This window comes from Streptomyces sp. NPDC093586 (genome assembly GCF_044764905.1).
Taxonomy (GTDB): domain Bacteria; phylum Actinomycetota; class Actinomycetes; order Streptomycetales; family Streptomycetaceae; genus Streptomyces.
The window spans coordinates 195,455-221,691 of record NZ_JBIWJA010000006.1 but is presented as its reverse complement, the minus strand read 5'-3'; the positions used below and the strand labels follow the sequence as shown (position 1 = coordinate 221,691).

The 26,237-nt window shown below is 72.8% G+C and carries 24 protein-coding genes and 1 pseudogene; 12 read left to right on the top strand and 13 right to left on the bottom strand.

The features are described 5' to 3' along the window. Positions 1 to 3: 3 nt before the first annotated feature. The 3 genes and pseudogenes from ACIRFH_RS09820 to ACIRFH_RS09810 form a co-directional block, all read right to left on the bottom strand. The gene (locus tag ACIRFH_RS09820; RefSeq protein WP_403518627.1) at positions 4 to 1,392 is read right to left on the bottom strand and encodes a tannase/feruloyl esterase family alpha/beta hydrolase; all 1,389 of its coding nucleotides are present in this window, start codon (positions 1,390 to 1,392) and stop codon (positions 4 to 6) included. A 148-nt stretch (positions 1,393 to 1,540) separates the two neighbouring features. Continuing rightward, complete coding sequence (locus ACIRFH_RS09815; RefSeq protein WP_403518625.1) at positions 1,541 to 2,488, bottom strand: hypothetical protein; 948 nt, start codon at positions 2,486 to 2,488, stop codon at positions 1,541 to 1,543. A gap of 144 nt (positions 2,489 to 2,632) precedes the next feature. Next, positions 2,633 to 2,920, bottom strand: a pseudogene (locus ACIRFH_RS09810) (hypothetical protein); the annotation flags it as partial. A gap of 95 nt (positions 2,921 to 3,015) precedes the next feature. Between ACIRFH_RS09810 and ACIRFH_RS09805 the strand changes: the two are divergent. Continuing rightward, positions 3,016 to 3,912: an oxygenase MpaB family protein gene (locus tag ACIRFH_RS09805; RefSeq protein WP_403518623.1), complete on the top strand. Its 897-nt coding sequence runs from the start codon at positions 3,016 to 3,018 to the stop codon at positions 3,910 to 3,912. Here the strand turns inward: ACIRFH_RS09805 and ACIRFH_RS09800 are convergent. Further along, a complete protein-coding gene (locus ACIRFH_RS09800) occupies positions 3,898 to 4,422 on the bottom strand; it encodes a PadR family transcriptional regulator (RefSeq protein WP_403518621.1) in 525 nt (174 codons plus the stop codon). The two genes, ACIRFH_RS09805 and ACIRFH_RS09800, sit on opposite strands and share 15 nt — an antisense overlap. Positions 4,423 to 4,582: 160 nt before the next feature. Here ACIRFH_RS09800 and ACIRFH_RS09795 point away from each other — a divergent pair, with 160 nt between their 5' ends. Continuing rightward, on the top strand, positions 4,583 to 5,338 hold the full coding sequence (locus ACIRFH_RS09795) for an alpha/beta fold hydrolase (RefSeq protein WP_403518619.1): 756 nt from the start codon (positions 4,583 to 4,585) through the stop codon (positions 5,336 to 5,338). Positions 5,339 to 5,341: 3 nt separating this feature from the next. On the opposite strand, the gene ACIRFH_RS09790 is transcribed toward ACIRFH_RS09795, so the two are convergent. Continuing rightward, positions 5,342 to 5,941, bottom strand: a complete 600-nt coding sequence (locus tag ACIRFH_RS09790; protein ID WP_403518618.1) for a class I SAM-dependent methyltransferase — start codon at positions 5,939 to 5,941, stop codon at positions 5,342 to 5,344. A 152-nt stretch (positions 5,942 to 6,093) separates the two neighbouring features. Between ACIRFH_RS09790 and ACIRFH_RS09785 the strand changes: the two genes are divergently transcribed. From ACIRFH_RS09785 to ACIRFH_RS09765, 5 genes are all read left to right on the top strand, one after another. After that, complete coding sequence (locus ACIRFH_RS09785) at positions 6,094 to 6,867, top strand: MHYT domain-containing protein (protein ID WP_403518616.1); 774 nt, start codon at positions 6,094 to 6,096, stop codon at positions 6,865 to 6,867. 65 nt (positions 6,868 to 6,932) lie between these two features. Then, the gene (locus tag ACIRFH_RS09780) at positions 6,933 to 9,557 is read left to right on the top strand and encodes a nitrate- and nitrite sensing domain-containing protein (protein ID WP_403518614.1); all 2,625 of its coding nucleotides are present in this window, start codon (positions 6,933 to 6,935) and stop codon (positions 9,555 to 9,557) included. Next, the gene (locus tag ACIRFH_RS09775; protein ID WP_403518612.1) at positions 9,554 to 9,991 is read left to right on the top strand and encodes a roadblock/LC7 domain-containing protein; all 438 of its coding nucleotides are present in this window, start codon (positions 9,554 to 9,556) and stop codon (positions 9,989 to 9,991) included. Before ACIRFH_RS09780 ends, ACIRFH_RS09775 begins: the two co-directional genes overlap by 4 nt. A 22-nt stretch (positions 9,992 to 10,013) precedes the next feature. Continuing rightward, the gene (locus ACIRFH_RS09770) at positions 10,014 to 10,427 is read left to right on the top strand and encodes a DUF742 domain-containing protein (protein ID WP_403518611.1); all 414 of its coding nucleotides are present in this window, start codon (positions 10,014 to 10,016) and stop codon (positions 10,425 to 10,427) included. 168 nt (positions 10,428 to 10,595) lie between these two features. Next, positions 10,596 to 11,201 carry a GTP-binding protein gene (locus ACIRFH_RS09765; RefSeq protein ID WP_403518609.1) on the top strand — a complete coding sequence of 202 codons (606 nt, stop codon included), beginning with the start codon at positions 10,596 to 10,598 and terminating at the stop codon, positions 11,199 to 11,201. A gap of 106 nt (positions 11,202 to 11,307) precedes the next feature. Here the strand turns inward: ACIRFH_RS09765 and ACIRFH_RS09760 are convergent, their stop codons facing one another. Next, a complete protein-coding gene (locus ACIRFH_RS09760) occupies positions 11,308 to 11,736 on the bottom strand; it encodes a PPOX class F420-dependent oxidoreductase (RefSeq protein WP_403518608.1) in 429 nt (142 codons plus the stop codon). Positions 11,737 to 11,843: 107 nt separating this feature from the next. On the opposite strand from ACIRFH_RS09760, the gene ACIRFH_RS09755 reads away from it, so the two are divergent. Together ACIRFH_RS09755 and ACIRFH_RS09750 are read left to right on the top strand one after the other, a co-directional pair. Continuing rightward, complete coding sequence (locus ACIRFH_RS09755; RefSeq protein ID WP_403518606.1) at positions 11,844 to 12,257, top strand: roadblock/LC7 domain-containing protein; 414 nt, start codon at positions 11,844 to 11,846, stop codon at positions 12,255 to 12,257. A gap of 138 nt (positions 12,258 to 12,395) precedes the next feature. Beyond that, a complete protein-coding gene (locus ACIRFH_RS09750; protein ID WP_403518605.1) occupies positions 12,396 to 13,409 on the top strand; it encodes a DUF6397 family protein in 1,014 nt (337 codons plus the stop codon). A gap of 1 nt (position 13,410) precedes the next feature. Here ACIRFH_RS09750 and ACIRFH_RS09745 read toward each other — a convergent pair whose 3' ends face one another. Then, positions 13,411 to 14,277 carry an acyl-CoA thioesterase II gene (locus ACIRFH_RS09745; protein ID WP_077799778.1) on the bottom strand — a complete coding sequence of 289 codons (867 nt, stop codon included), beginning with the start codon at positions 14,275 to 14,277 and terminating at the stop codon, positions 13,411 to 13,413. A 19-nt stretch (positions 14,278 to 14,296) separates the two neighbouring features. After that, the gene (locus ACIRFH_RS09740) at positions 14,297 to 16,810 is read right to left on the bottom strand and encodes a DEAD/DEAH box helicase (RefSeq protein WP_403518603.1); all 2,514 of its coding nucleotides are present in this window, start codon (positions 16,808 to 16,810) and stop codon (positions 14,297 to 14,299) included. A 157-nt stretch (positions 16,811 to 16,967) separates the two neighbouring features. Between ACIRFH_RS09740 and ACIRFH_RS09735 the strand changes: the two genes are divergently transcribed. After that, positions 16,968 to 17,762 carry a metal-dependent hydrolase gene (locus tag ACIRFH_RS09735; RefSeq protein ID WP_403518602.1) on the top strand — a complete coding sequence of 265 codons (795 nt, stop codon included), beginning with the start codon at positions 16,968 to 16,970 and terminating at the stop codon, positions 17,760 to 17,762. A 104-nt stretch (positions 17,763 to 17,866) separates the two neighbouring features. On the opposite strand, the gene ACIRFH_RS09730 is transcribed toward ACIRFH_RS09735, so the two are convergent. The 4 genes from ACIRFH_RS09730 to ACIRFH_RS09715 form a co-directional block, all read right to left on the bottom strand. Beyond that, positions 17,867 to 18,145 carry a type B 50S ribosomal protein L31 gene (locus ACIRFH_RS09730; RefSeq protein ID WP_403518600.1) on the bottom strand — a complete coding sequence of 93 codons (279 nt, stop codon included), beginning with the start codon at positions 18,143 to 18,145 and terminating at the stop codon, positions 17,867 to 17,869. A 63-nt stretch (positions 18,146 to 18,208) separates the two neighbouring features. Beyond that, the gene (locus ACIRFH_RS09725) at positions 18,209 to 18,679 is read right to left on the bottom strand and encodes a DUF5709 domain-containing protein (RefSeq protein WP_403518598.1); all 471 of its coding nucleotides are present in this window, start codon (positions 18,677 to 18,679) and stop codon (positions 18,209 to 18,211) included. Between the two features lie 373 nt (positions 18,680 to 19,052). Continuing rightward, complete coding sequence (locus ACIRFH_RS09720) at positions 19,053 to 20,834, bottom strand: ABC transporter ATP-binding protein (RefSeq protein WP_403518597.1); 1,782 nt, start codon at positions 20,832 to 20,834, stop codon at positions 19,053 to 19,055. Then, on the bottom strand, positions 20,831 to 22,687 hold the full coding sequence (locus tag ACIRFH_RS09715) for an ABC transporter transmembrane domain-containing protein (RefSeq protein WP_403518595.1): 1,857 nt from the start codon (positions 22,685 to 22,687) through the stop codon (positions 20,831 to 20,833). The genes ACIRFH_RS09720 and ACIRFH_RS09715 overlap by 4 nt, the downstream gene beginning before the upstream one ends. Positions 22,688 to 22,912: 225 nt before the next feature. Here ACIRFH_RS09715 and ACIRFH_RS09710 point away from each other — a divergent pair, with 225 nt between their 5' ends. After that, positions 22,913 to 23,671, top strand: a complete 759-nt coding sequence (locus tag ACIRFH_RS09710) for a L,D-transpeptidase family protein (RefSeq protein WP_403518593.1) — start codon at positions 22,913 to 22,915, stop codon at positions 23,669 to 23,671. 65 nt (positions 23,672 to 23,736) lie between these two features. On the opposite strand, the gene ACIRFH_RS09705 is transcribed toward ACIRFH_RS09710, so the two are convergent. After that, entirely contained in the window at positions 23,737 to 24,210 is a 474-nt protein-coding gene (locus ACIRFH_RS09705) for a MarR family winged helix-turn-helix transcriptional regulator (protein WP_403518591.1), read from the bottom strand. 118 nt (positions 24,211 to 24,328) lie between these two features. Here ACIRFH_RS09705 and ACIRFH_RS09700 point away from each other — a divergent pair, with 118 nt between their 5' ends. After that, positions 24,329 to 26,131, top strand: a complete 1,803-nt coding sequence (locus ACIRFH_RS09700; protein WP_403518589.1) for an ABC transporter ATP-binding protein — start codon at positions 24,329 to 24,331, stop codon at positions 26,129 to 26,131. Positions 26,132 to 26,237 lie beyond the last annotated feature (106 nt).

Here is a 26,237-nt window from a genome sequence, read left to right as displayed (position 1 = left end):
GCGCTAACGCCGTGCCGAGGCGTTCCCGCTCAGGTCGCAGGAGTCGACCACGTCGCCGTCCGCCGGCCGGCCGACCGTGTGGTCGGCGGGCGGCGGGGTGCCCCGCTCCACCCAGCCGGTGAGGGCGTCGAACGCCGACCGGAAGCAGGGCAGGATCGGACGCAGCCGCGTGGAATGGGTGTCGTACAGCCCATCGACGTGGGTGCCGTCCTCGACCGTGTAGTAGCGGTGCAGCCGGCCCCGTCCGCTCGCGTCGATCATGCGCGCGTACACGTCGGAGTCGGCTGCCCGGGGCAGCAGCGCGTCGAGGTCGCCGTGCAGGGTGATCAGCGGCTTCCCGATGCGCCCCGTCAGGGCCACCCGGGCCACGGCGCGGTGGACGGACGCGGGACGCGCCGCGTAGTCGTACGTCGCGTCGGCGGGGCACGGCGCCAGGATCTCCGCCGGCGACGACCCGGCCGACGGGCCGGGGCAGGCGGGATCGTAGGCCGGGTCGAACTCGGCGCGGTAGATCTTCTGGGTCAGGCCCCAGTAGGCCTTCTCGTGGTACGGCCACAGGAACTCGGAGCCGCGTGCGAACCCCGCCGCGTACATGTCCTCCTCCCGTGCCGCACCGAGCGTGCGGGCCACCGCGGTGGGCAGGGACGTGAGCAGGCCGGGACCGTCCGCAGTCCACAGCGCGCCCTCCCAGTCCACGCCGCCGTCGTACAGTTCCGGGTGGTTCTCCAACTGCCAGCGGGTGAGGTAGCCGCCGTTGGAGATGCCGGCGATGTACGTACGGCGCGGCGCGTGTCCGTAGCGCTGCGTCACCGCGCGCCGGGCGGCCCGGGTGAGCTGAGTGGTCCGCGTGTTCCACTCGGCGACCGCGTCTCCGGGCCGCGTGCCGTCCCGGTAGAAGTCGGGCCCGCTGTTGCCCTTGTCGGTCGCGGCGTAGGCGTAACCCTGTGCGAGGGCCCGGTCGGAGATCGCCGTGTCCGTCGCATACTGCCTGCGCGTGCCCGGCGCGCCCGTCACGACGAGGCCGCCGTTCCAGTGGTCCGGCAGCCGGATCACGAACTGGGCGTCGTGCTGCCAGCCGTGCGTGGCGTTGAAGCGGGAGGAGTCCGGAAAGTAGCCGTCGACCTGGATCCCCGGGACCCCGGAAGGCCTACGGGTGCCCGCGGTCGTCAGACCGGCCTGGTCGGCCATGTCCGTGTACCCGGTGCCCGCAAGCCCGGTGGTCGTCAGGTCGGCCAGACAGACACTGCGCTGCAGGGCGGCACCGGGCACCCGCACGCGCTCCTGACGGACGCAGTGATCACCGCCCTCCACAGCGCCGGCGGGGGACGGCCCGGTGAGCGCCGCCGCCGTCAACGCGGCGGCGAGCAACGGGACGGCACGGGACAGACGCATGGGAAGACCTCCAGGAGCGCGACGGGGGAGTGGAGCCGACGGCCGCCCCATCGTGCGGGCGCCCCCCGCCCTCATCCATGGGTTGGCACCACATGGGAGGAGGGCTGCGCATGGAGGTTGAGAACAGCTGGAACGTGAAGCCCCCCGATCAGCTCGGTCGGACGGCCATCTTGTCGAGAGCGTCCAGGAGGCCGGGCAGCTCGGGGCCACGGCCCACCGGCAGTACCTCACCGGGTTCCTCGTCGAGCAGGACGAAGGCGATGTCGTCGGTTCTGGCCACGAGGGACCAGCCGGGTCCGTCGGCCCGCAGGGTCCGCGCGTCACCCGGTGCGAACGACGACCGGACCCGGCCGAGCGGCGGTGGTGTGTCGATGTAGGCACGGGCTTCCGCGAGCACGCGCCGGACACCACCGTGTCCCGGGGTACCGGCCGCGGCGGTGGCATCGGCGGCCCGCGTGGCGGCGTCCGCGGTGTCTGTGGTGTCTGCGATGTCTGTGGCGTCTGTGGTGACTGGGGCGTCCACGCCCTCCGTGTCCGTCCCGCCCTCCTGTTCCGCACCGTCCGCCGGACCGGAGCCCTCCGCCGGCACCGGGAAGTCGGCGTCGTCGACCTGCTCCCGCCACCGCGCCCACTGGAGCGCGATCTCGTCCGCCCCCAGACGCCGCTGGGCCGGTCCCCACACCGTGGTGTCCGGCGGCGTCAGCGGGGGCCGGTCGGCGGAGTCGGGGCCGGGATCGTGCGGCGCGGGCACGCCGGGGGCCGTCACGGCGACCGCGAGGGGCCAGCCGGGCAGGGCGGCGACGACCGTACGCTCGTCCGGCGACAGGTCGTACTCCATCCCGCAGTCCCAGGAGGCCACGGCGACGGCGACCAGCGAGACGTCGTCGACGACGACGGTCCACCGGGCGCCGTCCCCGTCCTGGCCGAGCACCAGGCCGTAGCCGTCGGCCAGCGGGGGGAGACCCAGCGCGGCGCACGCCTCCGGATAGTCGTCGCCCAGCACGCTCGGGAACTTCGCCGGTGTCAGCAGCACCGCCGTGAGCACATAGAGCGCATCATCCGCGGCGGCGACGGTGTCCTCGTCCGTCCCTGCCATCCCAGCCTCCCCATCGGTTCGTCCAACGGCGCGCACCCTAGTGCGGTCAGGAGGTCCTTGTCACGAGCCCCGCACCCGGCCGAGCTGCAGCTTTCCGACTGGACGGGCGAACCGACCAGATTCCGGGCGCGCTCGTCGCAGCTCCGGAAGCCCGAGCAGCGCACGGGCCGCATCGCGCGGCGACTCGTCGCGTTCCCGCGCGAGAGCGAGGACCGCCCGGCACGCCGGCTCGTTCACCCCGAAGGACAGGGCCTCCGGTGACACCCGGCCCGCCGCCTCGTCGATGCCGTCCTGGTCGTCGTCCGCACACGCCGAGACGTACGCGGCGGCGGCCTCGAACAGGTTGTGCGAGCACGTGTCCCGCTCCGCCTCCCCCTCCGTGCGCCGGGTGCCGACCCACCTGCCCCAGACCTCGCGGGTCCTGCCGAGCATGCTGACCACCCTCCCCTGCCGTTGCCCTGGCCGATCGTGCATCCCCGCTGCCCGACGTAGAGTTGAAGCCTCGGCAGCAGAAGGGGACGGCCACCGTGAAGCGCTTCGAACGACTTGAGGAGATCCGGCGGTTGGACCCGTACCGGGACGCTTCGGAGATCTACCGGCTCTCCTCCGCCTACGAGTTCCCCTGGGACTTCACCCGCGCGCTCGAACTCGCCCTCTACCGCACCTACGCCGTGCCGAGCATCGGCCGGCTGCTGGCCGAGACGGCGGAGCTCACGGACCGCCCCCAGAAGCGGTACGACGACACCGTGCTGCTCCTCGACGCCGTCGTGGAGCACGGTTTCGGCAGCGAACAGGGGCGTACGGCGATCCGCCGCATCAACCGGATGCACCGCAGCTACGACATCTCCAACGAGGACATGCGGTACGTCCTGTGCACGTTCGTCGTGATGCCCAAACGCTGGATCGACGCCTACGGATGGCGCAGGATGTCCGGCCACGAGACCGTCGCCTGCGCCGTCCACTACCGCACCCTGGGACGGCACATGGGCATCAAGGACATCCCGGAGACCTACGAGGAGTTCGAGGCCTGCCTCGACGCCTACGAGCAGGCCCACTTCGCGTGGGACGAGGGCGCGCGCCGGGTCTCCGACGCCACGCTCGACCTCATGACCTCCTGGTACCCGCGCCCCCTCGCGCCCCTCCTGCGCACCGGCACCCTCGCCCTGCTCGACGAGCCCCTCCTGCGGGCCTTCCGCTACACGCCGCCGGCTCCCGCCACCCGTGCGATCGTGCGCCGCGCGGTACGGCTGAGGGGACGCGCGGTCCGTCTCATGCCACCGCGGCGCGCCCCTCACCACGCCCGGCAGAACTGGGAGATCAAGGGCTATCCGAACGGCTACCGGCTGGCGGACCTGGGCACCCGCCCGGTCCCCGGCGTGGCGGGCTGCCCCGTGCGCCACATCGGCACGTCAGCCGTCGAGTGAACCGATCGTCTCCCGCAGCCAGCTGAGTTCGGCGCGCGAGGTCGCCCGCGCGATGGTCAGCACGCCGCGCCGGAAGGGATCGTCCAGTTCCTCCGCGCGCAGCGGCCGGTCGCCGTCGTAGAAGAAGCTCGCGGGCTCCTCCAGGAAGGCCAGCCGGCGGCGCAGTACGGCCGCCTGGGCGGTGGCGTCGTCCAGGTGGCGGAGGAAGGCGAGCACCGTGAACCAGCGGTTCTCGTCGGTGATGTCACGCGGCGCGGGATCGGCGAGCCGGCGGCGCAGTTCACGCCCGCCCTCCTCGGTGAGCGTCAGGACGTGACGCGGGGCGGCGACCGATCCGGGCTGCGTGGCGCGCGCGAGCAGCCCTGCCTTCTCCAGGCGCTTGATCGCGGGATAGAGCGTGCTCTCGGCGACGGGGCGCACGTGTCCGGTCAGCGCGCTGATGCGCTTGCGCAGTTCATAGCCGTGCAGCGGGGCGTCGTACAGGAAACCGAGGATGGCGAGCTCGAGCATGCCCGCATTCTCGCGCATGTCCGCTGTACATCGACTGCCATCTACCTCGTTCCATGGGTACCTTGTCCCATGTATGCATCGAACCATTGATACATCGCTTCCGATGTATTCTTTCTGGTGTGCGGGAACGCCGTGGTCCGCCTGAGGAAGGGAAGACGGGATGAGAGAGACCGAGTTCGACGGCAAGGGCAGCCGCATCCGCTGGACGGAGACACCGGGGGAGGAGCCGGCACGGGTGTACGTGCACGGGCTCGGGGCGATGTCGTCCGTGTACCACGCGCACATCGCGGCCCGCCCCGAACTCGCGGGCCGGCGCAGCCTCTTCGTCGACCTGCCCGGCCACGGCACCAGCGACCGGCCCCAGGACTTCGGCTACACCCTCGACGACCACGCCGGGGCGCTCGCCGCGGCGTTGGACGCGGCGGGTGTGTCCGGCGCCGAACTGGTCGCGCACAGCATGGGCGGCTCGGTCGCCGTCGTCCTGGCCCACCGGCGGCCCGAACTGGTATCCCGCCTCGTCCTCGCCGAGGCCAACCTCGACGCCTTCCCGCCGCCGGCCGCCGGTAGCAGCGTCATCGCCTCCCACGAGGAGGACGACTTCGTGAACGGCGCCCACGCGCGCGTGCTCGACAGTGTCGGCCCCCAGTGGGCGGCGACGATGAGGCTGGCCGACCCCCGCGCCCTGCACCGCTCCGCCGTCGGCCTGCGGCGCGGATCGGAGCCCGTGATGCGCACCCTGCTCGAAGGGCTGGACATCGACCGCGTCTATCTGCAGGGCGAGTACAGCGGTGAACTGGCCGGCCACCGGGCCCTGGAGACCACGGGTGTGCGGGTGGTGACCGTGCCGGGCGCGGGGCACAACGTGATGTTCGACAACCCGGACGCGTTCGCGGCGGCCGTCGCGGGACGGGCCTGACGGTCAGCCCTCGCGGACGGCCAGGGCCAGGAACCGGGCGTCCTCGTCGGCGTACGACGTCATGCGCCACCCGGAAGTGGCCAGCAGCGGCCGGAGGTTGGGCTCGGCACGCAGATCGTCGGGGGTGATCCGCCGCCCCTGCCGTGCGGCGAGCGCCGCCCTGCCGATCGGGTGGAACAGCGCCAGCACACCACCGGGCCGCACGACCCGCGCCAGTTCCCCCAGACCGCGCGCCGGATCGGGCAGATGGGCGATCAGTCCCGCCGCGAACACGGCGTCGAGCGACCGCGGACGCAGCGGAAGCGCGGTCACGTCGGCCAGCAGCAGACGCCCGTCCCGGTCCCTCCCGGCCCGTACGGCGGCCTCGAGCATGGCCGGGGTCAGATCGGCACCGACGACCACTCCCGACGGGCCCACGGCCGCCCGCAGCGGTGGCAGGGCGCGTCCGGTGCCGCAGCCGGCGTCGAGCACCCGGCCCCCCTCGCGCAGGCCCATCTCGGCGACGGCGGCCGCGTAGGCGGGACCGTCGTCGGGGAATCGGCTGTCCCAGTCGGCGGCGCGGGCCGCGAAGAATTCCTGGACGTGTGTGTGGTCGTCGCTCATGTTCCGCATGATCCCCCAACCGGCAACCAGGTCGCCGCAGTGCACACGTTCGAGCGTGACGCGATCGTTCCAGCACCTCTCTGTGTCATATTCCAACAGCTTTCGAACGCGCCCCCGTTGCGCGCCCCTGGCGGGACTAGCGTCCCGGAGCCATGGGACACCTGGACCACGCCGCCCTGGGCTGGCTGACACCCACGCTGTCGTACGCGATGGCCTGCACCGGCGCTGCCCTCGGGCTGCGCTGTACCGTGCGCGCCCTCGGCGCCACCGGGCGCTCGCGCCGCAACTGGCTCCTCACCGCGGCCACGGCGATCGGCACCGGTATCTGGACGATGCACTTCGTCGCCATGCTCGGCTTCCGGGTCAGCGGCACCGACATCCGCTACGACGTACCGCTCACTCTCGTGAGCCTGCTCGTCGCCGTGCTCGTCGTCTGCGCCGGCGTCTTCGCGGTCGGGTACGGCCGCGACCGCGGACGCGCGCTCCTGGCCGGCGGACTCACCACGGGACTCGGCGTCGCGAGCATGCACTACCTCGGCATGGCGGCCGTACGCCTGCACGGCGACGTGAGCTACGACCCGACGCGGGTCGTCCTCTCCGTCGTGATCGCCGTCGTCGCGGCCACGGCGGCGCTGTGGGCCGCGCTCGACATCAGGTCGCCCCTCGCGGTCACCCTCGCCTCCCCGGTCATGGGAGCGGCGGTGAGCAGTATGCACTACACCGGGATGTTCGCGGTGAGTGTGCGTGTCACGCCGTCCGGCGAGGCCCTGCCCGGGGCCACGGCGATGCAGTTCATCTTCCCCCTCGCCGTCGGCCTCGGGTCCTATCTGTTCCTGACCTCGGCATTCGTCGCGCTGTCACCGACCGCAGGGGAACGCGAGGCGTCAGCTTCGGCTCAGCAGCCCGTCGAGAGCCCCGCACGGTAGCGCGGCCCGGGCACCGGCGGCCCGGAGACGGGGCACCCCCCGAACCAGTCAGAAGCGAGGAGGCCATGCGCCCACTCCGTACGACCCCCGCGACCGGCGCCGCGGCGCCGCCCGCACGCGGCCGTCGCGCGCACGCCGGACCACCGGCCGACGAGAGGCCGGTGGAGCCCGCGGGTGAGACGCCGGGCCCGGCCTCCACGCGCGCGTGGCGCCGTCGCATACGCCCGCGTACCGTACGGGCCAAGATCGTCTGCCTGCTGATGGTGCCGGTGGTCTCCCTCCTGGCCCTGTGGGCGTACGCCACCGTCACCACCGCCCAGGACGTCTCCCGGCTGCGCCAGGTCCAGCGGGTGGACGCCCAGGTCAGGGCACCGGTGAGCGCCGCCGTCGCCGCGCTGCAGGCGGAGCGGACGGCAGCCGTACGCCGCGCCACCGACCCGACCGCGGTGCCCGCCGGCGACTACGAGGAACTGTCCGCCCGCACCGACCGGGCCGTGGGAAAGCTGCGGCTCGGCGAGCACAGCACCGTCGCCGACAGCGGGGAACTGCCCGCCGGAGTGGCGCGGCGGCTCGAGGCGTTCGTCACCGGTGCCGAAAGGCTGGACCCGCTGCGCAGCGCCGTGCTCGAGCGCCGCGCGGGCTGGAGGGAGGCATACCAGCGGTACACGACGACCATCTCGGCGGCCTTCGGAGTGGGCGGCGCGCTCAGCGGTGTGCAGGACGCGGACCTCGGGTCCGACGCGCGCGTGCTGGTCGAGTTCGCCCGCGCGGGCGAGGCGCTGGCCCAGGAGGACGCCGTACTCGCCGGTGCGCGGCTCACCGGCCGCCTCGACGGCGAGCGGCTGCACCTGTTCACCGGCGCCGTCGGTGCCCGCCGCGCCCTCACCGAGTCCGCCGTCGCCGATCTGCGCGGTACGGAACGCGCCGCCTGGCTGGAACTCGCCGACGGCGCCGCCTACACGGTGGTGGGCTCCACCGAGGACCGGTTGCTGGACGGCGGGGCGCACGTCCGGTCGATCGAGGCCGTGGCACCCCGCGGCGCCTGGGACACGGCCCACGCGCGCGTGCAGGACGGCATGCGGACCATCGAACAGGACGCCGGACGCGGAGTCGCCGACCGGGCCGACCCGTTCACCCGGGGCGTGCTCACCCCGGCCGGGGCCGCCGTCCTCTTCGGCCTCCTCGCCGTCGCCGCGTCGCTGGTCATCTCCGTCCGCATCGGCCGCGGCCTCGTGGTCGAGCTGGTGAGCCTGCGCAACAGCGCCCTGGAGATCGCCCGGCACAAACTTCCCGAGGCCATGCGCCGGCTGCGCACCGGAGAGGAGATCGACATCCGGGCCGAGGCCCCGCCGGGAGCACCCGCCGAGGACGAGGCCGGGCAGGTCGCCGAGGCCCTGGGCACCGTGCACCGCGCCGCGCTGCGGGCCGCCGCCGAGCGCGCCGAGCTCGCCAGCGGCATCTCCGGTGTCTTCGTCAACCTCGCCCGCCGCAGCCAGATCCTCGTCCACCGCCAGCTGAGCCTCCTCGACAGCATGGAACGCCGCTCCGACGACCCGAACGAACTGAGCGACCTGTTCCGTCTCGACCACCTCACCACCCGGATGCGCCGCCACGCCGAGAGTCTGATCATTCTCTCCGGCGCGGCCCCCGGACGCGCCTGGCGCATGCCGGTCCCGCTGACCGACGTCGTCCGGGCGGCGGTTTCCGAAGTCGAGGACTACGCGCGCGTGGAGGTACGGCAACTGCCCGAGGCGGCCGTCGTCGGCGCCGCCGTCGCCGACCTCACCCACCTCGTCGCCGAGCTCATCGAGAACGCCGCGCAGTTCTCACCGCCCCACACGCGCGTGAGCGTGACCGGGGAGCCCGTCGGGAACGGCTACGCGCTCGAGGTGGAGGACCGAGGGCTCGGCATGGGCCAGGAGGCCCTCGCGAAAGCCAATCGCCGCATCGCCGAATCGGAGGCGCTCGACCTGTTCGACAGCGATCGGCTCGGCCTGTTCGTGGTCAGCCGGCTCGCGTCCCGGCACGGCATCAAGGTCCATCTGAGGACCTCGCCCTACGGCGGCACCACCGCCGTCGTCCTCGTGCCCACCGTCCTGCTGCACAACGGAGCGGCGAAACGTCCGCCCGGGGACCCCCGACCGCTGCGCGCGCAGTCACGCCTGGCCTCCGCGGCGGCGCGGAGGGAGGTGCCGCAGGAGGAAGCGGTACAGGAGGAAGCGGCGCAGAGAGCAGGAGAGCCGGGGGAGCACCGGTACGCGCGCGTGCCCGTCGGTGTCCCGCGCCAGGAGCCCGTCCCCGCACCCGCCGGCCGGCCCGCACTGGTGGCACCCGTACCGACCGCGGCGGAGGCCGCGACCACGAGCCGGCCCACAGGAGTCCCCGCCTTGCGTCTGCACCCGTCCACCGGCCGCTCTCCCGACCGGTCCGCCGAGCGAGCCACGGGGGCCGACGACCTTCCCCGCCGCGTACGCCAGGCCAGCCTCGCCCCCCAACTGCGCAACGGGCGACCGGAGGAACCCGCGCAGCCCCTCCCACCGCACGACGACGAGCGCACCCCCGAGCGCGTACGCGACCGCATGGCGGCATACCGCGACGGCTGGACACGCGGTGGCGGCAGGCGACCCGGCCGCGGAGTCCCGCCCGGCGCGACGACCCCCCGCGACACCAGTGAAGGAGACCCGGCATGATCCAGGACCCCCGCACGACCGCCGACCGGCGGACCGGCGAACTCGACTGGCTGCTGGACGACATGGTCCTGCGCGTGAGCGAAGTGCGGCACGCCGTCGTGCTGTCGAACGACGGACTCGCCGTGGGCGCGTCGACGGGCCTCGGACGCGAGGACGCCGAGCACCTGGCCGCCGTATCCTCCGGTTTCCACAGCCTCGCCAAGGGCGCGGGCCGGCACTTCGGCGCCGGGGGCGTGCGCCAGACCATGGTGGAGATGGACGATGCCTTCCTGTTCGTGGCCGCCGCGGGGGACGGCTCCTGCCTAGCCGTCCTCACCACCGTGACCGCCGACATCGGCCTGGTCGCCTACGAGATGGCACGGCTGGTCAGGCGGGTCGGCGAGCACCTCCACACGCCGCCGCGCACCGCGGCCCGGCCGCCCGCCGCCGGATGACGCGGAAGGGCGGTCCGCGCAGATGACCGACGACACGACGGGCGGCGTGCCCGACCGGCCGGGCAGCCAGTGGTACGACAACGAGGCCGGACCGCTCGTCCGCCCCTACGCGATGACGGGCGGCCGCACCCGGCCGGGCCCCACCGGAGTGCGCTTCGACCTGATCGCCCTCGTCGCCCTGGCCCCGGACGCACCCGAAGCCGGCCACACGGCGCTGGGGCCGGAGCACCGGGCCCTGATCGAGCTGTGCCGCACGGAGACCCAGTCGGTCGCCGAGCTCGCGGCCGGCGCGGACCTGCCTGTGGGAGTCGTCCGGGTGCTCCTCGGCGACCTGGTCGAACTGGGCTCCGTGACCGTCAGCCGTCCCGTACCGCCCGCGCAACTTCCCGACGAGCGCATCCTGCGCGAGGTGATCAACGGGCTGCGCGCCCTGTAGCCACGTCCTGCGGGGGCCGCCCGAACCGAGGAGAAGAGGTCGCAGTCCATGTCAGCGAAGAACGCCCACGACGACCCGCCCGCCCGTGGCACCCGCGCGCGCACGCCGAGGCCGCCGCACACACCCACGGCCGCCGGCCGCCGCCCGCACTCCCGAGAGAAGTGATCGATGGTCTCCGAGCACTCCGACGCCACCGGCGGCGACACGACCGCGCTGGCGTTGAAGATCCTGGTCGCCGGAGGGTTCGGCGTGGGCAAGACCACCCTGGTGGGAGCGGTCAGCGAGATCAGGCCGCTGCGCACGGAGGAACTGCTCAGCGAGGCCGGCCGGACAGTGGACGACACCGGCGGCATCGACCAGAAGGTCACCACGACCGTCGCCATGGACTTCGGACGCATCACCATCCGGTCCGGACTCTCCCTCTACCTGTTCGGCACCCCGGGCCAGGACCGCTTCTGGTTCCTGTGGGACGAACTCGCACAGGGCGCCCTCGGCGCGGTCGTGCTCGCGGACACCCGGCGCCTGGCGGACTGCTTCCCGGCGGTGGACTACTTCGAGCACCGGCACATCCCGTTCGTGGTGGCCGTCAACTGCTTCGCGGGCGCTCGCCACCACGGTGCCGACGACGTCCTGCGCGCTCTCGACCTGGACAGTGGAACGCCCGTGGTGCTGTGCGACGCACGGGAACGCGACTCGGGGAAGGAAGTGCTGATCCGGCTGGTCGAGTACGCCGGGCGGATGCACACCGCCCGGCTGCTCGACTCCGTGCGGTGACCGGCCCACCGCCCCCGCGGCGACCTCGCGTCCGGGCCGGCGCACCGTCCTCTCCGCGGCGGCCTCGCCCCGGCTGCCGGCCCTCCGCTGCGCCCGGAAGGGAACCTCAGTCCGCCACGGCCTTCAGCGCCACGACCTTGTCGACCGTGACGCGGACCAGGAGCTCCCCCGGTACGCCGTTGCGGGCCCCGAACTCCTCGGCGCGTTCCTCGCCCATGTACCGGGCCCCGATCCGCGCGGCCCAGCGCCGGAGTTCGCCGGAGTCCTCCACGATCCTCGCGCGGCCCTGCAGCACCACGAAATCGAAGGGCGGCCGGTCGTCGTCCACGCACAGGGCCACCCGGCCGTCCCGGACCAGGTTGCGTCCCTTCACGGTGTCCTCGCCGGTGTTGAACACCACCTCGTCCCCGTCCAGCAGGAACCAGACCGGCGCCACGTGCGGGCTGCCGTCCGCGCGAACGGTGGAGAGTTTCGCCGTGCGGGTGCCGTGGGAGACGAACGCCCGCCACTCGTCATCGGTCATCTTCTGTGCCATGCGCCCCATCCTCCTTGCCCGTGGCCCGGGTGTGGGGAAGGCTGGCGGGCAGATCCCCCGGGCAGGGGGAGACGAGGCATACGGGGACAACACGGGGAGACCGGATCATGGCGCAGAAGCAGGGACTCGGCTGGCTGCTGGACGACCTGACCGAGCGGGTGGAACACGTACGGCATGCGCTGGTCCTGTCCAACGACGGACTGGTGACCGGCGCGAGCACGGGACTGCGGCGGGAGGACGCCGAGCACCTCGCCGCCGTCTCGTCCGGACTCCACAGCCTGGCCAAGGGCTCGGGCCGTCACTTCGGGGCCGGCGGGGTACGGCAGACGATGGTCGAGTTCGACGACGCGTTGCTGTTCGTCACGGCGGCGGGCTCCGGCAGCTGTCTGTGCGTGCTCAGCGGGGCGGAGTCCGACATCGGGCAGATCGCCTACGAGATGACACTGCTCGTCAACCGGGTCGGCGAACACCTCGACGTCGACGCGCGGCAGCCGGACCGGAACCCGTTCATAGAGCCATGACCAGGTCTTTCATGGCTCGTTGAACGGCAGGTGCGGAGTTTTCCACAGGCTCGTCACGGGTGGCGCGGCAGCGGCTACGGTTCTGTGTCGAGCGGCCGAGGACGGCGTCGGCCGGCACACTCCACGGGGGAGACGAGCATGTCCGCGAAGACCATCGGGAACGACGGCACGACCACCGCCGAACGGATCACCACCGCCCGGGAGAGCGCGGTCGCGCCGAGCCGGGCGGCACGGGAACTCGGTCTGAGGCGAAGCGAGTTCGACCTCGCCGTGCATCTCGGACGCATCCGCACCGTCCCCGACGAGGGAGGAGGCGGAGGGCGCGTGCCCCGCGCCGAGATCCAGCGGATCCGTGCGGACGTGGGCTTTCCCGACGCCTTGCGGGAGAGGGTCCGGACGGTGGGCACGACGGACGGCGCGGCCCTCCTGGAGGTGACGAAGGCCCGGTTCACCCGCCTCGCCCGACTGGGGCTGCTGGTGCCCACGGCGTTCTCCATCAACCGCTACCGGGCCGTCGTCTGGAGGTATCTCGTCGACGACCTGAGGAAGTTCGCGGCCGACGAGCACAACGCGGCGCTGCTGACGGGGCGCACACCCCAGGGCCTGCGGGACCGACTGACGGAGGGGCTGGACCTGCGCCCCCGCAACTGGCGGGGCCGGCACCTCGAATGCCTGCTCCGTCGCACGGACGACCCGTGGGCCCGGGCGGCCGCCGTGGCCTCGCTGCTCGATCCGGTCGACGTCTCGGAGGTGGTCGCGGACCCCTACGAGCGTTCCCACCTGAGCCGGTACCGGCCGGCCCGGCCGGCCCACGGCTCACCGGGTTCCCCAGCCGCGCGGATCGCCGAAGAACTCATGACGGCGGCCGATCCGGACGAGATCGACCGGCTCCGGGCCGGCCTGGCGCGCGCGGTGCGCGACGCGCGCTTGCTCCACCCGGCACCACGCCCGGCCCCGCGGGAGCACCGGCACCGCCCGGCACCGACGGCGCACGAGCACCGCCGGGCGCGGACGGCACACGGACACCGGGCCGCGCGCCCCGCCGCTCAGCCGATGCCGGACCCACCCTGTCCGGTACCCGTGCGGCACCGGACCGAGGACTCCGGACGGCTGCGCGGCCTGCTCGGCCGGCTCCGGCGCAGAGGGGCGTGACCTACAGGGACCGGAACAGCCCCTCCTGCACGACGGACACCAGCAGGCGCCCCTCCACGTCGTAGATCCGCCCACGGGCCAGTCCCCGCCCGCCGGTCGCGATCGGGGACTCCTGGTCGTACAGGAACCACTCGTCGGCGCGGAACGGCCGGTGGAACCACATGGCGTGATCCAGCGACGCCATGTCGAAGCCCCGCGGCCCCCACAGCGGCTCCACCGGGATGCGCACGGCGTCCAGGAGGGTCATGTCGCTGGCGTAGGTCAGCGCGCAGGTGTGCACGAGCGGGTCGTCGCCGAGCGGTCCGACCGCGCGCATCCACACCGCGCTGCGCGGCTCGGCGCCCTCGACCTCCTCGGGGGTCCAGCGCAGCCGGTCGACGTAGCGGATGTCGAAGGGCTGACGGCGGGCCATCCGCTCCAACTGCTCCGGCAGCGCGCCCAGGTGCTCCCGGATCTCCTCGGTGACCGTAGGCAGCGACTCCGGGTCCGGGACCTTGCGCGCCGGAGGCAACTGGTGCTCGAAACTCCCCTGCTCAGGCTTGTGGAAGGAGGCGGTGAGCGTGAAGATCGTGCGGCCCTGCTGCACGGCGGTGACCCGGCGGGTCGTGAACGACCGCCCGTCCCGGTCCCGTTCGACCTGGTACACGATCGGCACGCCCGGACGCCCGGGACGCAGGAAGTACGCGTGCAGCGAGTGCACCGGGCGGTCGCCCTCCGTGGTACGCCCGGCGGCGACCAGCGCCTGGCCGGCCACCTGGCCACCGAAGACCCGCTGCAGGGACTCCTCGGGGCTGCGGCCGCGGAAGATGTTGACCTCGATCTGCTCCAGGTCGAGCAGGTCGACGAGGCTCTCGGCCGGGTTCGTCATCGGTGGGGTTCTCCTGTGCTCACAGCTGGCCGACATCGGTGACGCGGACGACCGCCCGGCCCTCGGCGTCCGAGGCCGCGAGATCGACCTCGGCGCTGATGCCCCAGTCATGGTCGTCGTTCGGGTCGTCGAAGATCTGCCGCACGCGCCACAGACCGTTCCTCGGCTCTTCCTCGATCACCAGCAGCTTCGGGCCGCGGGCGTCGGGACCGGTGCCGAGGTCGTCGTACTCGTCCCAGTACTTGTCCATGGCCTCGCCCCACGCGTCGGCGTCCCAGCCGGCGTCGCCGTCCATCTCGCCCAGCTCCTCCACCTGGTCGAGGGCGGCGAGCTCGACACGGCGGAACATGGCGTTGCGGACGAGGACGCGGAAGGCGCGCGCGTTGGCGGTGACCGGCCGCACCTGGTCGGCCTTCTCCTGGGCCTCCTCGGCGGTCATCACCTCGGGGTTGGCCAGCTGCTCCCACTCGTCCAGCAGGCTGGAGTCGACCTGGCGCACCATCTCGCCGAGCCACTCGATCAGGTCCTGGAGGTCGTCGGACTTCAGGTCGTCGGGGACGGTGTGGTCGAGGGCCTTGTAGGCGCTGGCGAGGTAGCGCAGCACGATGCCCTCGGTGCGGGCCAGCTCGTAGTGGGAGACCAGCTCCGTGAAGGTCAGCGCCCGCTCGTACATGTCGCGGATGACCGACTTCGGCGACAGCGGATGGTCACCCACCCACGGGTGGCTCCTGCGGTAGGTGTCGTAGGCGTGGAAGAGCAGCTCCTCCAGCGGCTTCGGGTACGTGATGTCCTGGAGACGCTCCATGCGCTCCTCGTACTCGACGCCGTCCGCCTTCATCGCGGCCACCGCCTCACCGCGCGCCTTGTTCTGCTGGGCGGCGAGGATCTGCCGCGGATCGTCCAGCGTGGACTCCACGACGGACACCATGTCCAGCGCGTACGACGGCGACTCGGGGTCCAGCAGCTCGAACGCGGCGAGCGCGAACGTGGACAGCGGCTGGTTCAGCGCGAAGTCCTGCTGGAGGTCCACCGTCAGACGGACGATGCGGCCCTCGGCGTCCGGCTGGTCGAGCTTCTCGACGATGCCGCCGTCCAGCAGCGAGCGGTAGATGGCGATCGCCCGCCGGATGTGCCGCAGCTGCTGCTTGCGCGGCTCGTGGTTGTCCTCCAGCAGGTGCCGCATCGCCGCGAAGGCGTTGCCGGGCCGGGCGATCACCGACAGCAGCATCGTGTGTGTGACCCGGAACCGGGAGGTCAGCGGCTCCGGCTCGGAGGCGATGAGCTTCTCGAAGGTGCTCTCCGACCAGGCCACGAAGCCTTCGGGAGCCTTCTTGCGGACGACCTTGCGCCGCTTCTTCGGGTCGTCGCCGGCCTTCGCGAGCGCCTTCTCGTTCTCGATGACGTGCTCGGGCGCCTGGGCGACGACGAAGCCCTCGGTGTCGAAGCCCGCACGCCCGGCCCGGCCGGCGATCTGGTGGAACTCCCGCGCCCGCAGCGTGCGCACCCGGGTGCCGTCGTACTTGGTCAGCGCCGTGAACAGCACCGTGCGGATCGGGACGTTGACGCCCACGCCGAGCGTGTCGGTCCCGCAGATCACCTTCAGCAGCCCGGCCTGGGCCAGCTTCTCCACCAGACGCCGGTACTTGGGCAGCATGCCGGCGTGGTGCACACCGATGCCGTGCCGGACGTAACGGGAGAGATTGCGGCCGAACTTCGTGGTGAAGCGGAAGCTGCCGATCAGCTCGGCGATCTTCTCCTTCTCCTCGCGCGTGCACATGTTGATGCTCATCAGCGCCTGCGCGCGCTCCACGGCCTGCGCCTGAGTGAAGTGCACGATGTAGACGGGCGCCTGCCGGGCCTCCAGCAGGTCGGTGAGCGTCTCGGTGAGCGGCGTGTAGCGGTACTCGTACGACAGCGGCACCGGACGGGTGGCCGAGCGGACCACCGCCGTGGGGCGGCCGGTGCGGCGCGCGAGGTCCTTCTCGAAGAACGAGACGTCACCGAGCGTGGCCGACATCAGGACGAACTGGGCCTGCGGCAGCTCCAGCAGGGGGATCTGCCAGGCCCAGCCGCGGTCCGGCTCCGCGTAGAAGTGGAACTCGTCCATGACGACCTGGCCGATGTCCGCGTACTTGCCGTCGCGCAGCGCGATCGACGCCAGCACCTCGGCGGTGCAGCAGATGACGGGGGCGTCGGCGTTCACCGAGGCGTCGCCGGTGAGCATGCCGACGTTCTCGGTGCCGAAGAGCTTGCACAGCTCGAAGAACTTCTCCGACACCAGCGCCTTGATCGGAGCAGTGTAGAAGGTGACCTCGTCCCGGGCCAGGGCGGCGAAGTGGGCACCCGCCGCGATCATGCTCTTGCCGGAGCCGGTGGGCGTCGACACGATCACGTTGGCGCCGGAGACCACCTCGATCAGCGCCTCCTCCTGATGGGGGTAGAGCGTGAGACCGCGCTCCTGGGCCCAGGACTCGAAGGCTTCGTACAGGGCGTCGGGATCGGCGGTCGGCGGGAGCTGGTCGATGAGGGTCACGCCCCCATCTTGCCTGGCCCGGGCCGCGAGGGGGGAATCGGATGCCGGAACGAAGATCACGGCCGCTACGCTGGGTCGCCGACGGCGCATCAGCGGATCCTGGATCGGACCCGGACAACTGGACAGCGGCAGACGAGGAATGGGGCGGGCAACGGCGATGATGGGACCAGCACACTCACTGTCGGGCGCCGCGGCCTGGCTCGGCGTCGGGGCGGCGACCGCCGCGGCCGGACACCCGATGCCCTGGCCGGTGCTGCTCGTCGGGGCCCTGATCTGCGCGGGCGCCGCCCTCGCCCCGGACCTCGACCACAAGGCGGCCACCATCTCCCGGGCCTTCGGGCCCGTCTCCCGGTGGCTGTGCGAGATCGTCGACAAGCTGTCGTACGCCGTCTACAAGGCCACGAAGAAGCGGGGCGACCCGCGCCGCTCCGGCGGACACCGCACGCTGACGCACACCTGGCTGTGGGCCGTCCTGATCGGCGCCGGCACCTCGGCCCTGGCCATCACGGGCGGACGATGGGCGGTGCTCGGCATCCTCTTCGTGCACATGGTGCTCGCCATCGAGGGCCTGCTGTGGCGGGCGACCCGCGGCTCCAGCGCCGACGTACTGGTCTGGCTGCTCGCCGCGACGAGCGCGTGGATCCTCGCCGGGACGCTGGACGAGCCGGGCGGCGGCTCGGACTGGCTGTTCACCGCGCCCGGCCAGGAGTACCTGTGGCTGGGGCTGCCGATCGTGCTGGGCGCGCTGGTGCACGACATCGGGGACGCGCTGACCGTCTCGGGCTGCCCGATCCTGTGGCCCATACCGGTGGGCCGCAAGCGGTGGTACCCCATCGGTCCACCGAAGGCCATGCGGTTCCGGGCGGGCAGCTGGGTGGAGCTGAAGGTCCTGATGCCGGTCTTCATGGTGCTCGGCGGAGTGGGCTGCGCGGCGGCACTGAACGTCATCTGAGGCGTCCGGGCCGTCCGGCGGGCGTTCGTCCGAGGCGTCCGGCGGGCGCCGGCCGCGCCCGGCCCGGACGGGGTGCCGGCTCCCCGGAGGCGCGCCCGGTCCGCTCAGCCGGCCCCACCACCGGTACCGCCCTGCCCCTCGCCGCCCCCGTAGCGCCGCTCGAAGCGGGCGACGCGACCCTCCGAGTCGACCGTGCGCGCCTTGCCCGTGTAGAAGGGGTGGCTCTCCGAGGAGATCTCCACGTCCACCACCGGGTAGGTCTCCCCGTCGTCCCACGCGATGGTCTCCTCGCTGGTCGCGGTGGACCGGGTGAGGAAGGCGTATCCGGCGGCGCGGTCACGGAAGACGACGGGCCGGTACTCGGGGTGCTTGTCCTGCTGCATGGCTGCTCCTCGTACGACGCGGATCATCGGGGCGGCGGCACGGGAACGCCGCGGCGGGTGGTGTCAGCCGGGCAGGGAGTCCTCGTCGACGATGTGCATCGCGGCCTCCTCGGCGGACGCCGCCGCGCCGTCGATGCCCACGTCGGTGGCGACCAGCGCCGGCTCCTCGTCCTCGCGCGTCCCCTCGTCGGGCGCCACGAGCCGGCCGGAGCGGTCCGCGCCGACCTCGTTGTCCAGCAGTTCGCCGTCGGTGCCCTCGGAGTCGCCCAGACCGTCGCCGTCGGGGACGGCGGGATCCGGCAGTTCCTCGGCGAGCCGCTGCTCCAGCGTCTCGCCCCGCCGGCGTTCGGCGGCCGTCACACCGGTGTGCTCGACCGCCCAGGGGCGCTCGGGCGGGGACCAGCCCCGGTCGAGGGGATCGTCGACACCGTCGTACTCGAGGGTGTCCTCACCGTCGAGCAGCCCGGTGTCCTCCCTCTGTTCGGACCCGTCGGGCTGATAGACGTCGTCTCCCCATCCGTCGGCGCTGTTCACGGGTACCTCCAGGGGGTGGGGGCCGTCCCCTTCTCGCCGTGGGCCGCGGCGGGCCGCCGCTGCACGGGGCACAGGCGTCACCCGTCGCCGGACCATGCGGTCCCCGGGCCTTCCCCGAGCCGGTGCCTCCTCCCAGCCTTCCACCCCTGTTCGGGACCGCGCAACGGCACGGAGCCCGGCCGGGGCGGCTCCTCCGGTGCCTGCCCGGTGCCGGGCGGCGCAGCATGCCCAGGGGCGCGGGGAACTGCGCGACAAGCCACGGACCACCCGCAGCCGCCGACGACGATCAAGCCCACGGCCCTCTGCGCCGCCCCGCCCGCAGTGACCGGCGTGTCCCCGTCCGCATGGCCGAGCGGCGAGCGGCGAGCCCCGGTCACCCGTGCCACGACCGCCACAGCGCCGCGTAGGCACCGTCCGCCGCGACCAGCTCGTCGTGACTGCCCAGCTCGCTGATCCTGCCGTTCTCGACGACGGCGATGACGTCCGCGTCGTGGGCGGTGTGCAGGCGGTGCGCGATCGCGATCACCGTGCGGCCCTCCAGGACACGGGCCAGGGACCGTTCGAGGTGGCGCGCGGCCCGCGGGTCGAGGAGGGACGTCGCCTCGTCCAGCACCAGGGTGTGCGGGTCGGCCAGCACCAGCCGGGCGAGCGCGACCTGCTGGGCCTGCGCCGGCGTGAGCGCGTACCCGCCGGAGCCGACCTCGGTGTCCAGGCCCTCGTCGAGCGCGCGGGCCCAGTCGTCCGCGTCGACCGCGCCCAGCGCCGCCCACAGCTCGGCGTCGGTGGCACCGGTGCGGGCGAGCCGGAGGTTGTCGCGCAGGGAGCCCACGAAGACGTGGTGCTCCTGGTTGACCAGGGCGACGTGCGAGCGGACCTGCTCGGCGGGCATCCTGGACAGTTCCGCGCCGCCCAGGGTGATGCTGCCGGCGCGGGGTCCGTAGATGCCGGCGAGCAGCCTGCCCAGCGTGGACTTGCCCGCACCCGAGGGGCCCACCAGGGCCAGCCGCGTCCCCGGGGCGACCTCCAGGGACACCTTGCGCAGGACGTCCACGCCCTCCAGGTAGCCGAAGTGCACCCGGTCCGCGCGCACGTGCCGTCCGTCCGGCTCCAGCGAGGCGTCACCGGCGTCCGGCTCGATGTCCCGCACGCCCACCAGCCGGGCCAGCGACACCTGGGCCACCTGCAGCTCGTCGTACCAGCGAAGGATCAGCCCGACCGGGTCGACGAGCATCTGGGCGATCAGGGCGGCCGTGGTCAGCTGGCCGACCCCGATCCAGCCCTGCAGGACGAACACACCGCCGATCAGCAGGACGGAGGCGAGCACGGTCACATGGGTGACGTTGACGACCGGGAAGAGCACCGACCGCAGCCAGAGCGTGTAGCGCTCCCAGGCGGTCCACTCCTTGATCCGGCGTTCCGACAGCCCGATGCGGCGGGCGCCGAGGCGGTGGGCCTCGACGGTGCGGCCGGCGTCCACGGTCTCCGCGAGCGCGGCGGCCACGGCGGCGTACCCGGCGGCCTCCGAGCGGTAGGCGGAGGGCGCCCGGCGGAAGTACCAGCGGCAGCCGATCACCAGCAGCGGCACGGCGAGCAGCACCACCGGCGCGAGCGGCGGGGCGGTGACCGCGAGTCCGCCGAGCAGCAGCACCACCCACACCACGCCGATGGACAGCTGGGGCACGGCCTCGCGCATGGCGTTGGCGAGCCGGTCGATGTCCGTCGTGATCCGGGACAGCAGATCGCCGGTACCGGCCCGCTCCAGCACGCCCGGCGGCAGTCCGACCGACCGCACGAGGAAGTCCTCGCGCAGGTCGGCCAGCATGCGCTCGCCGAGCACGGCACCGCGCAGCCGCACCTCCCGTACGAACACGGCCTGGACGACCAGCGCCAGCACGAACAGCGTGGCGGTGAGCCCCAGACGCAGCTCGCGGGCGTCGTCCGAGACGCGCTCCACGAGCCCGCCCAGCAGGGAGGGGCCCGCCATGGAGGCGATCACGGCGACGGTGTTGACGGTGACGAGCAGGAGGAACGCCCGGCGGTGCCGGCGCAGCAGTTCGCCCGCGTAGGCGCGGACGGTCGCGGGGGCTCCGACGGGCAGGGTGCTCGCCGCCGTCGGGGCCGCCGGGTCGTACGACGGTGGCGCCACGCCGATCATGCCGTCTCCTCGATCTCTTCCAGTCGGTGCAGGACGTCGTCGTCCAGCGGCTCGCCGAGACGGCCGCCGTCACGGTCCGGCGCGTTGCCGCCGTCGTGCCCGGTGCGCCGCGCGGCGGTCTCCTCGTCGGTCTCGCGGGTGACGACGGCCCGGTACCGGGGCTCGGTGTGCAGCAGGTCCCGGTGGGTGCCCACCGCCGCCACCCGGTCGTCGTGCAGGAACACGATGCGCTCCGCGCGGTCCAGGAGCAGCGGTGACGAGGTGAACACCACCGTCGTGCGCCCCGCGCGCAGGCTCCGCACCCCTTCCGCGATCCGCGCCTCGGTGTGCGAGTCGACCGCGGAGGTCGGCTCGTCCAGGACGAGTACCTCCGGGTCCGTGATCAGGGACCGGGCCAGGGCGAGCCGCTGGCGCTGGCCGCCCGACAGGGAGCGGCCCCGCTCGGTGATGCGGGCGTCCATCGGATCGTCGGCGCCGAGCGATCCCTGCGCGAGCGCCGCCAGCACGTCCCCGCACTGGGCCGCGGCGAGCGCGTCCCCGGTGGCGACGGCGCCGGACGCGGGTACGTCGAGGAGTTCCCGCAGGGTGCCGGAGAGCAGTACCGGGTCCTTGTCCTGGACCAGGACGGCCGTGCGCGCGCAGTCCAGCGGCAGCTCGTCGAGAGGCACCCCTCCCAGCAGGGCCGAGGTGCCCTTTTGGGAGGGGTGCCCGCCGAGACGTTCCGCGAGGCGGCCGGCCGCGTCGGGGTCGCCGCACACCACGGCGGTCAGCAGTCCCTTCGGCGCGAGCAGGCCGGTGGACGGGTCGTACAGGTCTCCGGCCGGCGCCTCGGCGGTGCGCGTCCCCGCGGTGTCCGTGGCCCGCTCCAGCGCCAGCACGCGTGCGGCCCGCTTGGCGGAGGGCCGGGAGAAGGAGTACGCCATGGCGATCTCCTCGAAGTGCCGCAGAGGATAGGTGAGGATCATGACGGAGCTGTAGACGGTGACGAGTTCGCCGACGCCGATGCGGCCCTCGCGGGCCAGGTGCACGCCGTGCCAGACCACCGCGATCAGCAGCAGTCCCGGCAGCAGGACCTGGATCGCGGAGATCAGGGACCACATCCGGGCGCTGCGGACGGCCGCGTGACGCACCTCCTGGGAGGCGCCGCGGTAGCGGTCGAGGAAGAGCTCCTCGCCGCCGATGCCGCGCAGCACCCGCAGTCCCGCGACGGTGTCCGAGGCCAGTTCGGTGGCGCGTCCGGCCTTCTCGCGCTGGACGTCGGCCCGCCGGGTGGCGCGGGGGAGCAGGGGCAGCACCGCGAGGGCCAGCACCGGCAGACCCGCCGCGACGACGAGCCCGAGCGACGGCTCGTAGACGATCAGGCCGACGCAGACCAGCACGATGGTCACCGCCGCCGCGGTGAACCGGGACACGGCCTCCACGAACCAGCCGATCTTCTCGACGTCGCCGGTGGAGACGGCGACGACCTCGCCGGCCGCGACGCGGCGGGTCAGGGCCGAGCCCAGCATCGCGGTCCTGCGGGCCAGCAGTTGCTGGACGCGGGCCGCGGCGGTGATCCAGTTGGTGACCGCGGAACGGTGCAGGAAGGTGTCGCCGAGCGCGTTGCCCACGCAGCACAGCGCCATGAGACCGCCCGCCGCGGCGAGCCGGGCGCCGGACCGGTCGACGACGGCCTGCACGGCGAGACCGACGCAGAAGGGCAGCGCCGAGACGGAGGCGAAGTGCAGCAGGCCCCAGGCCAGCGACTTGAGTTGGCCACCCAGCTGGTTCCGGAACAGCCACCACAGAAATCGGGGGCCCGAACGCGCGTCGGGCACGCCCGGGTCGGGATACGGAAGGTCTTGGATCTGCATGACGTCCCAGAGGCTCGGGTCAGGGGTGCCGCGCGACACGGCATCAAGAGGCTGCAAACCGTGAAAGGTTCGCTTCGCGGCGTACCCGAAATCAAGCGGTTTTCCGCGAGGGGGCACGAATCCGGCTGCGGTGCGTCAGGGGGCCGGTGCCCGGGCCGGTGCCATGCCCGGAACGTCCCCGGGGCGGCCGGGAACGTTCCGGACGGCGAGTGCGACCATGGACCGATGCGAAGTGGTGGAACACGGCGTAGGGCGGCCACGATGGTGGCACTCGGTTCTCTGGTGGCGGCGCTGTCCGCCTGCGGCGGCGGACCGTCCGGGCACGGTGGGGAGGCGGGCGCGAGCCGGTCCGCCGGCGGGGCGGCCGGCACGAGCGGAGCCCCGGCCGACACCACGCGGATCCCGGGTGTCGGTGACCGGCTGCAGCAGCGCATCCCCGCGAAGTCCCGTCAGGTCGTCGCGGTGTACGGCGAGGGCAAGGACTCCGCCTCGTCCACGGTCGTGCTGTACACGAAGCAGGGTTCCGTCTGGCACCGGGCCCGCAGTTGGGCGGCGCACAACGGCCGGAAGGGATGGACGACCGACCACCACGAGGACGACCAGCGCAGCCCCGTGGGCGTCTTCACGCTCAGCGACGCGGGCGGCGTGCTCCCCGACCCGGACCCGGCCCCCGGCGCGGGACTGCCCTACACCCGCTCCTCCGCCTTCGCGGCGCCGCACTCGTGGGGCAAGGCGTACTGGCACGACTTCGACTACGTCGTCGCCATCGACTACAACCGGGTCAAGGGCACGCCCCCGAACGACCCGACGCGTCCCGAGGGCACGTCCAAGGGGGGTTCGATCTGGCTGCACATGGACCACGGCAGCGGCACGTCCGCCTGCGTCAGCCTCCCCAAGGCGGCGATGGAGTACCTGCTGCGCACGCTGGACCCGGACCGGTACCCCGTGGTGGTGATGGGGGACCGGGCGGACCTGGAGGCCTGACCGGCCCGGAGGCGGCACACCGGCGACGCGGGGTGGGCCAAAGGGGGGCGTCGCGGTCGGTGCCCCTACGCCGTACCGGGCCCGCGTCCGCTCCCGGGTTCCGTGCCGGGGCCGTCGACCAGAGTGTCCAGGAGGCCGCCGAGCACCGCGCGCTGCTCGTCCGTGAGCGGGGCGAGGATCTCCTCCGCGGCCAGCCGGCGTGCGCTGCGCACCTCCCGCAGGGCCGCGCGCCCGTCGTCCGTCAGCTCGATCCGGATCACCCGGCGATTGGCCGGATCAGGCGCCCGGCGCACCTTCCCGGCCGCCTCCAGACCGTCGACCAGCGTCGTGACCGCCCGTGGCACGACCTCCAGCCGCTCGGCGAGATCGGCCATGCGGGGCGGCGACCCGTAGTGCGCCAGGGTGCGCAGCAGCCGGGACTGGGCCGGTGTGATGCCGAGGCCGCGCTGTGCGAGATGGCGTTTCTGGACGCGGTGCACCCTGCGGGTGAGCCGCAGCAACTGCTCGGCGAGCGGGCCGTCGGGATCGGGGGCGGTCATGCGGGAACAATAACAGGACCACGTTCATTGTGAGCATAGGTAACAATGAACTGTGTCCGTCGTCCGTCAGGCCGCGACCGGCGAAGTCCCGCCGGCCCTCCGTTTCCCGTAGGAGCCCATGCATCCCGACCGTGAAACCAGCTGGACGCCACCCGCCGACGCCGGGGAACAGCCCCGGCAGGTGCGTCGCATCCTGAAACTCTTCCGCCCCTACCGAGGCCGTCTCGCGATCGTCGGACTGCTCGTCGGCGCCGCGTCCCTGGTCTCGGTCGCCACGCCCTTCCTGCTCAGGGAGATCCTCGACGTCGCGATCCCCGAGGGGCGCACCGGCCTGCTGAGCCTGCTCGCCCTCGGCATGATCCTGGGCGCGGTCCTCACCAGCGTCTTCGGTGTGCTGCAGACGCTGATCTCCACGACGGTCGGCCAGCGCGTCATGCACGACCTGCGCACCGCCGTCTACGGCCGGCTCCAGCGCATGTCCCTCGCCTTCTTCACCCGCACCCGCACCGGCGAGGTCCAGTCCCGCATCGCCAACGACATCGGAGGCATGCAGGCCACCGTCACCTCCACGGCGACCTCCCTGGTCTCCAACCTCACCAGCGTGGTCGCCACGATCGTGGCGATGGTCGTCCTGGACTGGCGCCTGACCGTCGTCTCGCTCCTCCTCCTGCCGGTCTTCGTGTGGATCAGCCGCCGGGTCGGCCGGGAACGCAGGAAGATCACCACCAGACGTCAGAAGCAGATGGCGGCGATGGCCGCCACGGTCACCGAGTCGCTCTCCGTCAGCGGCATCCTGCTCGGCCGCACCATGGGCCGCTCCGACTCGCTCACCCGCGCCTTCTCCGACGAGTCCGAACGCCTGGTCGACCTGGAGGTCAGATCGAACATGGCGGGCCGCTGGCGCATGGCCGTCATCACGATCGTCATGGCCGCCATGCCGGCCGTCATCTACTGGACCGCCGGCATCGCCCTCCGGCTCGGCGGGCCGGACGTCTCCCTCGGTACCATCGTCGCCTTCGTCTCGCTCCAGCAGGGGCTGTTCCGCCCGACCGTGAGCCTGCTGTCGACCGGCGTCCAGATCCAGACCTCCCTCGCCCTCTTCCAGCGCATCTTCGAGTACCTCGACCTGCCGGTCGACATCACCGAACGGGACGAGCCCGTCCGCCTCGACCGGGTCAAGGGCGAGGTCCGCTTCGAGAACGTCGAGTTCCGCTACGACGGCAAGGGCGCCCCGGTCCTCGACGGCATCGACATCACCGTCCCCGCGGGCGGCAGCCTCGCCGTCGTCGGCCCGACGGGCGCGGGCAAGTCCACGCTCGGCTACCTGGTGCCGCGGCTGTACGACGTGACGGGCGGCCGGGTCACCCTCGACGGGGTCGACGTGCGGGACCTGGACTTCGACACCCTCGCCCGGGCGGTCGGCGTCGTCTCGCAGGAGACGTACCTCTTCCACGCCTCGGTCGCCGAGAACCTGCGCTTCGCCAAGCCGGACGCCACCGACGAGGAGCTGGAGGCGGCGGCGCGGGCGGCCCAGATCCACGACCACATCGCCGCCCTGCCCGACGGCTACGACACGGTCGTCGGCGAACGCGGCCACCGCTTCTCCGGCGGGGAGAAGCAGCGCCTGGCCATCGCCCGCACCATCCTGCGCGACCCGCCCGTCCTCGTCCTCGACGAGGCGACCAGCGCCCTGGACACCCGTACCGAGGCCGCCGTGCAGGACGCCCTCGACGCCCTGTCCGCCAACCGCACCACCATCACCATCGCGCACCGCCTGTCCACCGTCCGGGGTGCCGACCGGATCGTGGTCCTCGACTCGGGTCGCCTGGCCGAACAGGGCACGCACGAGGAGCTGCTGGCACGCGACGGGCGGTATGCGGCCCTGGTGCGGCGGGACGCCCGACTGGAGTCGACAGGATGATGATATGTCGGGATTGAGATGATAAGAGGGTTACCGTGCCCGCATGCAGATGAACACTCCGCGACGGAGCGCGAGGAGTCCGAGGAGCCTGCGAACCCCGGGATTC

Excerpts from the sequence above, each read along its gene's own strand:
- ACIRFH_RS09790 (WP_403518618.1), bottom strand. The coding sequence starts at position 5,941 with ATGAGCGACGACCACACACACGTCCAGGAATTCTTCGCGGCCCGCGCC.
- ACIRFH_RS09755 (WP_403518606.1), top strand. The coding sequence starts at position 11,844 with ATGGCGCAGAAGCAGGGACTCGGCTGGCTGCTGGACGACCTGACCGAG.
- ACIRFH_RS09770 (WP_403518611.1), top strand. The coding sequence starts at position 10,014 with ATGACCGACGACACGACGGGCGGCGTGCCCGACCGGCCGGGCAGCCAG.
- ACIRFH_RS09820 (WP_403518627.1), bottom strand. The coding sequence starts at position 1,392 with ATGCGTCTGTCCCGTGCCGTCCCGTTGCTCGCCGCCGCGTTGACGGCG.
- ACIRFH_RS09800 (WP_403518621.1), bottom strand. The coding sequence starts at position 4,422 with ATGCTCGAGCTCGCCATCCTCGGTTTCCTGTACGACGCCCCGCTGCAC.
- ACIRFH_RS09760 (WP_403518608.1), bottom strand. The coding sequence starts at position 11,736 with ATGGCACAGAAGATGACCGATGACGAGTGGCGGGCGTTCGTCTCCCAC.
- ACIRFH_RS09785 (WP_403518616.1), top strand. The coding sequence starts at position 6,094 with ATGGGACACCTGGACCACGCCGCCCTGGGCTGGCTGACACCCACGCTG.
- ACIRFH_RS09765 (WP_403518609.1), top strand. The coding sequence starts at position 10,596 with ATGGTCTCCGAGCACTCCGACGCCACCGGCGGCGACACGACCGCGCTG.
- ACIRFH_RS09720 (WP_403518597.1), bottom strand. The coding sequence starts at position 20,834 with ATGATCGGCGTGGCGCCACCGTCGTACGACCCGGCGGCCCCGACGGCG.
- ACIRFH_RS09715 (WP_403518595.1), bottom strand. The coding sequence starts at position 22,687 with ATGCAGATCCAAGACCTTCCGTATCCCGACCCGGGCGTGCCCGACGCG.
- ACIRFH_RS09730 (WP_403518600.1), bottom strand. The coding sequence starts at position 18,145 with ATGCAGCAGGACAAGCACCCCGAGTACCGGCCCGTCGTCTTCCGTGAC.
- ACIRFH_RS09745 (WP_077799778.1), bottom strand. The coding sequence starts at position 14,277 with ATGACGAACCCGGCCGAGAGCCTCGTCGACCTGCTCGACCTGGAGCAG.
- ACIRFH_RS09710 (WP_403518593.1), top strand. The coding sequence starts at position 22,913 with ATGCGAAGTGGTGGAACACGGCGTAGGGCGGCCACGATGGTGGCACTC.
- ACIRFH_RS09705 (WP_403518591.1), bottom strand. The coding sequence starts at position 24,210 with ATGACCGCCCCCGATCCCGACGGCCCGCTCGCCGAGCAGTTGCTGCGG.
- ACIRFH_RS09775 (WP_403518612.1), top strand. The coding sequence starts at position 9,554 with ATGATCCAGGACCCCCGCACGACCGCCGACCGGCGGACCGGCGAACTC.
- ACIRFH_RS09735 (WP_403518602.1), top strand. The coding sequence starts at position 16,968 with ATGATGGGACCAGCACACTCACTGTCGGGCGCCGCGGCCTGGCTCGGC.
- ACIRFH_RS09750 (WP_403518605.1), top strand. The coding sequence starts at position 12,396 with ATGTCCGCGAAGACCATCGGGAACGACGGCACGACCACCGCCGAACGG.
- ACIRFH_RS09815 (WP_403518625.1), bottom strand. The coding sequence starts at position 2,488 with ATGGCAGGGACGGACGAGGACACCGTCGCCGCCGCGGATGATGCGCTC.
- ACIRFH_RS09780 (WP_403518614.1), top strand. The coding sequence starts at position 6,933 with ATGCGCCCACTCCGTACGACCCCCGCGACCGGCGCCGCGGCGCCGCCC.
- ACIRFH_RS09795 (WP_403518619.1), top strand. The coding sequence starts at position 4,583 with ATGAGAGAGACCGAGTTCGACGGCAAGGGCAGCCGCATCCGCTGGACG.
- ACIRFH_RS09700 (WP_403518589.1), top strand. The coding sequence starts at position 24,329 with ATGCATCCCGACCGTGAAACCAGCTGGACGCCACCCGCCGACGCCGGG.